Annotated in this window: 6 protein-coding genes; 2 read left to right on the top strand and 4 right to left on the bottom strand. The window is 38.3% G+C overall.

Annotated elements, in window-relative coordinates; genetic code table 11:
- Positions 1 to 167: 167 nt before the first annotated feature.
- From nadS to FTV43_RS14155, 3 genes are all read right to left on the bottom strand, one after another.
- Positions 168 to 440, bottom strand: a complete 273-nt coding sequence (gene nadS / locus FTV43_RS14165; protein WP_000369781.1) for a NadS family protein — start codon at positions 438 to 440, stop codon at positions 168 to 170.
- Positions 433 to 753, bottom strand: a complete 321-nt coding sequence (locus FTV43_RS14160; RefSeq protein ID WP_000897307.1) for a type II toxin-antitoxin system RelE/ParE family toxin — start codon at positions 751 to 753, stop codon at positions 433 to 435. The genes nadS and FTV43_RS14160 overlap by 8 nt, the downstream gene beginning before the upstream one ends.
- Before the next feature lie 123 nt (positions 754 to 876).
- Positions 877 to 2,202 (bottom strand): ISNCY family transposase, encoded by a 1,326-nt coding sequence (locus FTV43_RS14155; RefSeq protein WP_179995754.1) that lies wholly within the window; start codon positions 2,200 to 2,202, stop codon positions 877 to 879.
- A gap of 395 nt (positions 2,203 to 2,597) precedes the next feature.
- Here FTV43_RS14155 and FTV43_RS14150 point away from each other — a divergent pair, with 395 nt between their 5' ends.
- Entirely contained in the window at positions 2,598 to 4,166 is a 1,569-nt protein-coding gene (locus FTV43_RS14150; RefSeq protein ID WP_159124549.1) for an ATP-binding cassette domain-containing protein, read from the top strand.
- A 248-nt stretch (positions 4,167 to 4,414) separates the two neighbouring features.
- Here FTV43_RS14150 and FTV43_RS14145 read toward each other — a convergent pair whose 3' ends face one another.
- Positions 4,415 to 5,407: an IS5-like element ISAba23 family transposase gene (locus tag FTV43_RS14145; protein WP_179995753.1), complete on the bottom strand. Its 993-nt coding sequence runs from the start codon at positions 5,405 to 5,407 to the stop codon at positions 4,415 to 4,417.
- Between the two features lie 353 nt (positions 5,408 to 5,760).
- On the opposite strand from FTV43_RS14145, the gene lpxO reads away from it, so the two are divergent.
- A partial coding sequence (gene lpxO / locus FTV43_RS14140) for a lipid A hydroxylase LpxO (protein WP_179995752.1) occupies positions 5,761 to 6,663 on the top strand: 903 nt, incomplete at its 3' end.

The raw sequence follows: 6,663 nt of genomic DNA, 5'->3' as shown, positions 1-6,663 counted from the left end.
TTTTATGATAACTTTACTGTTAAAAGAAGTCTAGACAACCTTGTTTTATGCTTGGATATAAGGCTTATTTTAAAATAATAGTAGTGAAGATTTTCTAAAATTAACATAATACACCTTATACGAAATAAAAATGGGAGCCTTAAGCTCCCATTTTTTAAGTAATTTTTTCAAATAAGGCTTGGGTGAGCATCTAAAATTCGAATCAATGTAGCTGCTGGTCCAGTTGGATAGCGTCGTCCCTGTTCCCAATTTTGCAGGGTACGGGGGCTAATATGTAGACGTGCAGCAAATTCATTTTGGCTCAAGCCAGTTTTTTCACGTACTTCTTTAATATCAGGCAATTCGAGTTCTGTAACTCGGCTTGCTTTAACTTCTTTACGTTTGATAGCTCCAGCTTCTTTGATTGAAGCAACCAAGTCATCAAATAAGTTGTTATCCATGAAATTGCTCCTTCACGAGTTGGTGCAGAATGGCGGTTTCCTTATCTGTTAAATTATCTTTTACTGATTTTGGATAAGCCACTAAGAAAAAGATCTGATCATCCTCGGTGACCCAATAATAAATCACCCGTATCCCACCACTTTTCCCTTTGTTACCTTGAGCACAACGTACTTTGCGAATACCACCGCCATTCTTGATTAGGTCACCTCTATCAGGCTGTACCAAAAGATCTTGCTGAAGTTGACGATATTCCTCATCAGATACAAGGTCTTTAATTTGCTTGGTAAAGATGCTGGTTTCAATAAATAACATGGACTCTTTATACGTCAATGGCGTATTTGAATTTTAGCAGTTTCCATAACAAAAAACGAGAGCTGGTAGATCTCTGTTATTCCTAAGTAGAAATGTCCTACCTTAAAACCAAATAGAAATGTCCTATACCGACATTTCCAAGTCAAGCACAGGATTCAGATTTCGTTTTTGAATTGCTGTTTTCTGTGCACGTCTACGTGGCATAGCTTGAGAACGATTCCGTTTGTTTTGCTGTTCTAATTCTTCATGCTGTTGTTGAATATGGGCCAATACAGAACCCAAACGTTTATTCTCAACAATCTCTCGCTGGTTCAGCTGGCTTAATTTGTCGAAGATGCTGTAATTGATTTTTCTACCCTGATATTCAATTGCAACTGTACCATCCGGGTATTCAAGGAACTCAAGATACTTGCCAATCAATCTTTGGTTTTCTTCCGTGTTTTCCAGGAGATATACGCATTTATCATAAGTAATGGTCAGGCTGTTCGTGACTCTGCGGGGTTCACGCCAGGTAAAAATATCATCTAATTCTTCGGCTGTTTCAGTGACAGTCCGGTGTAGATCCTTGGGATTAAAGGCCATCTTGGCAAACTTCTGATTGAATTGCTCAATGAAGCAGGGTAGCCAGGCATTCGCTTGTTCAATCGAACAGATGCCTTCCAGGCGCATTTCTTTGATCAGACGGTCCTGAAGCGTTCTATTGGCTCGTTCTACACGGCCTTTGGCCTGTGGTGAATTAGCGAAGATGATATCGATATTGAGGGTACTGAGCACGCGTCCAAACTGGGTAATCTTGGTGTCTTTCTTACTGCTTTGATTCACCCTAAAGACTGAATGTTTGTCGCTGTAAAACGCTAAAGGCTTACCGTGCTGTTCGACATACAGGCGTGTCGAAATCATATAGTCAAAGGCTGATTCTGATTCACAGAAGCGTAAATGCTGCAATTTGCCTGTGGCATCATCGATAAATACCAGCAGACAGCATTTAGCAGCGCGTCCTTCAAACCAGTCATGGTGTGAGCCATCAATTTGGATCAGTTCACCATAACAGTCCCGGTTATAACGAGGCTGATACGGGCGTTTCAGGCGTTTGGAGCGAGGAATCCATAAATTGGCTGCAATCATCCAGGAACGTAGTGTTTCCACCGAGATGTCGAATCCATGAACGGTGGTGAGCTTTTCATGCGCTAAAGTGGGTCCGAAACCATGCAGTTGATCAGAAACAAGATTGAGGCACTTGAGTTTGAGTTCTTCAGGAAGCCTGGAATTGCTGATTTGACCACGACCGGCATGGGCTAATGCAGCTGGGCCTTGAGCTTTGTATTTCTGCAATAAACGTCTGATCTGACGTTCTGAAATATGAAGTAGCTGAGCAGCTTGGGACTGGGTTATGCGTTGATCACAGATTTCCTGCAAGACCGACAATCGTTTAAGTTCTTTATCCGACATAGACACCAACATATCAAACCGTCCGCTAAGAAAATTGCAAAAGTGCATATTCTAAAAGCGGACATTTTTACTTTGGAGAAACCGGACATTTCTACTTTGGGCTTACAATCTCGTTTCGCATAATCGCCATTATGTTAAATAACTTTTAGAAGCTTTAGTACAAGCTTGACAGATTGTCTTATCATTATAAAATAACCTTATTCAAATCATCCTCCCAAGAGTAACGCCAATGAAGTAAGTCATTTTCTCATCATTATTTTTAAACTTTTGATGTGCAAAATAGATTCTACTTGTGGCTATATATTCTTGGTCTCTACTTTATATCCTAAATAATATATTGTTTTTTATAAGTTAATCTTCACTATTTTGCATATCCTCTACATGAGGAATTTTTTATGCAACATGCATGTATTGCTTCAAACTTAAATTTAGAATTTTCTACACAGAAAATGTTTGATCAGCTAAACATTACGCTTTTATCAGGACAGGTTTCTGCATTAATTGGACGTAATGGTTTAGGTAAATCCCTATTGTTCAGAATATTAGATCAAAGCCAAGCTTTAGATATTCATTATAGTGGTCAAGTTTCATGGAATATCCAACATGATTATTTGGCACAATTAGAACGCCTTAATGCTGAAAATATTGCACAAGCATTAGAGGTAGATCATTTACATCATGCTTTTCGGCGTATAGAGAACAATACAGCTAGTTTTGATGATTATGAGTTAGTTGAAAATACCTGGGATTTACCACAAAAATGGCAAAATATACTTGAAAATGCTGACTTACCTACGGATTTGAACTTTCCAACAGAAAAACTGAGTGAAGGACAAAAAACAAAGCTGGCTTTATGTCGTTTGTTTTTAAAAAAGGATCACTATCTACTTTTAGATGAACCAAGCAACCATTTAGACTCAACATCTAGACAATGGTTAATTGAGAGTATTTTGGCACACCCTAGTGGTGTATGCCTGATTAGTCATGATCGCCAATTACTCAATCAAGTCCAACATATTTATGCTTTAACTGAATTAGGCTTACAACACTACAAAGGTAATTATGAGCATTACATTCAACAGCATCAGCTACACATGGATGCATTAACTCAGTCTATTAATAATGAGAAAAAAGAATTAAAGCAGTTAAAACAACGGCAACATGATAGCTTAATGAAAGCGAATAAACGTCAATCTAAAGGCAATGAACTTCGTGATTCTAATTCTCAAGCAAAGATTTTTCTAGATTTCAAAAAGGAAAATGCTGGACAAAGCTTAGGTAAGCTACGTGCCCAACAAACTCGACAAACTGATGATTTGAAAAATAGTCTGATTAATAGGCAGACCATTGTAGAAAAAATCAAAGCTCAGAAGTTTGAATTCCACTTACAGAGTACGAAGCAAGGAGAGATTTTAAGAATTCATGATTTAAAGCTACCCCATACAGCAACAAATAAAATTAATTTTGCATTGAAAGCTGGCGAAAAAATCCATCTTAAAGGTGCTAATGGAATTGGTAAATCAACCTTATTGAAATTGATTTCTACCCATCAACGTGATGATATTTTCTTTAGTGGAACATGTTTGTATTTAGATCAAAACTTTAGTTTATTAAATAATGATTTATCCGTAATCGAAAACCTTGCACTTTATAACTCCAATCTTACTGAAGTTGAGTGGAGAAATTTGTTAGGTCAGTTACGTATTCGTCGTGAAAAAGCTTTATTAAAACTATCAGAACTGAGTGGTGGTGAAAAATTGAAAGTCGCATTATTAGCAATGAGTCACTATCCTGATGGTATTGATTTATTATTGCTTGATGAACCAGAAAATCATTTAGATATTGAGTCTAGAGAGCTTCTATCGCAGGCTATTAGCCAATATCAGGGCGCTGTAATTTTAGTTTCACATGATCATTTTTTTGTTGAACAGTGTGAAATATCTGAAGAGTATTTAATTGAGTAAAATGACATTTTCAAATATATAGATTTATTAGTTCTACTAAAATTAACATAATACACCTTATACGAAATGCTTTATAGAGACCTTTGCACGAAACAGCCCCTTTGCTCGAGGCATACCACCAAACCGAAAAAAAACAAAGAATGGCAATGAAATAAGCAAAACAATGGCTAAATCATGGATAAAATCTCCAAATGGTTGTTAAATTTGTGTCTATTGGCTGAGCTTACTAACCAACAGACACAATAACCCTAGGCGAGTCCGTATTTTCGTTTCAAGCTTAGGGCAGTTTTTAAATTATGCACCATGCTTGCAAGCAAAGTGCTGGTATGAAATTGCATTAACCCTAAATGACGAGCTTTGCTCATCCCATAATGCAGTTTAAAATGTCCAAAGACCCGCTCAACGGTGTTTCTAGTTTGGCTCTTTTGGGTATTATTGCGTTTTTGCTGTTCGGTTAAGGGTGTATTGCGCCATGCTCTATCATGAATATGATTTTTTATCGGTGGTTCATGCTCGGCAAGGTAGTCATCATGGGCTTGGCTTTTATACGCACTGTCAGCATACACGGCTGATTCATCATCTGTTAACAGCGTGGTAAAACATTGGGAATCATGGACATTGGCAGGGGTAGTTTCAACCTTTTTGACAAAGCTGTCTTCATCACAGTTGAGATGAATTTTAAAGCCGTAGGTGGTTTTTACTTTACCTGTACTGTCTTTTTTACTGACATAGGCGGCGTCGTTATCTTGGGTATTGTCGGTGTGTTTGCCTTTCTTAGGTCGTTTGTTTTTAGCTTCAACGATACTGGCATCGATGATGCTGACACTGCCCGCTTTGATAAAAATGTTTTGTTGGGCTAGTTGCTCATTGATTTGGTTGAACAATGGTTCAATCAGTCTAAGCTCACCTAGGTGTTTGTGGTATCGCCAAATGGTGCTATGGTCGGGTACATCATCCGTTAATGATAGGCCAACAAAGCGACGAAATAGTAAGTCTCGTGCCAGTTGTTTTTCCATGGCTGGATCCGATAGGTTATAGAGTTTTTGTAAGAGTAATACTTTAAACATGATGACAGGGTGAAAGGCAGATTCCCCACGCTCACTGCTATGAACGTGGCGTAAGGTTTGCTCGATAGTTTGCCAGTCAATTAGGTTGTGTAGTTCATCTAATTCTTCGATGGCTTTGTGAGCGTTAATGAGACTGTCTGCTAGGGAGAGTTGCCCTGTTTGTTTCCATGCCATAGTCGTGTTTTTTGCTAGGTGATTGATTTTATTGTATTATACCAATTTAATGAACTTTTGTGTGTTTATTCGTGCAAAGGTTTCTGAAAGTGATTGTTTTATATTTTTTTTTATCCGGTTGGAATATTTTAGGACTGAGAAAAGCTTAAAAAGTAGAGCTTTTGGTGGTTTGTTTAGGGCAGATAAGTCAATGCTTGGTTTGGATGGTGACGTTTTATAGCGTGAGGTTGGGTGGGTATACAGAGCGACTGGCAATGCTGTGTTCTATTTTCTGCGATGATGTCATGCGCTGAAATGGAGTAGAATATGTGACATTTTTGAATTTTTGCTGTTTTCAGTATTTGGTTAGTTCTATGTTGAAGTGGATTATTTTGGCGATTTTTATCGCTTCAGCGTTGTATATTCAACAGCGCGGCAAGGTGCGTCATAGTTTTTATCGTCAGTTTTTTGACCATTCGACCATTCTTGCACCGATTAACTATTTAATGTACTTATTTTCTAAAGTGCCGAATCAACCTTATATCGACACTCAGCATTTTCAAGATTTAAAAGTTTTAGATGACAACTGGGAAATGATTCGTGATGAAGCCAAAGCTTTATATCAACAGGGCGGTATTAAAGCTTCAAGTAGCTACGATGATTTGGGGTTTAATTCATTCTTTAAAACAGGCTGGAAGCGTTTTTATTTAAAATGGTATGACTCCGCGCATCCATCAGCAGCAGAATTATGCCCAAAAACCACAGCATTATTAAAAACTTTACCTAGCATTAAGGCGGCGATGTTTACTGAACTAGCGCCCGACAGTCGTTTAGTGCGCCATCGTGACCCCTATGCAGGTTCATTGCGTTACCACTTGGGGTTGATGACACCCAATGATGACCGTTGTTTTATTGATGTCGATGGTGAGCGTTATTCATGGCGTGATGGTGAAAGTGTGGTGTTTGATGAAACCTATATTCACTATGCTGAAAATGGTACTTCTCAAAACCGTATTATTTTCTTTGCCGATGTTGAGCGTCCGTTAAAATCTCGCTGGATGCAAAAGTTTAATCACTGGTTTGGCAAGAATGTGATGACCGCAGCAAGTTCTCCGAATGAAGCAGGCGATCAGACAGGTGGCTTAAACAAAGTCTTTGGCTATGTCTATCAAGTGCGTTTAAAAGCGAAGGCCTTAAAAGCTAAAAATAGTCGCGTGTACTACTTCTTAAAATGGTTTTTGATGCTCGGGATTTTCTTCTTAATTTTTATTCGCCCT

Source organism: Acinetobacter sp. YH16053, from assembly GCF_013417035.1.
Classification (GTDB): domain Bacteria; phylum Pseudomonadota; class Gammaproteobacteria; order Pseudomonadales; family Moraxellaceae; genus Acinetobacter; species Acinetobacter towneri.
This window is presented reverse-complemented; position numbering and strand designations above follow the sequence as displayed.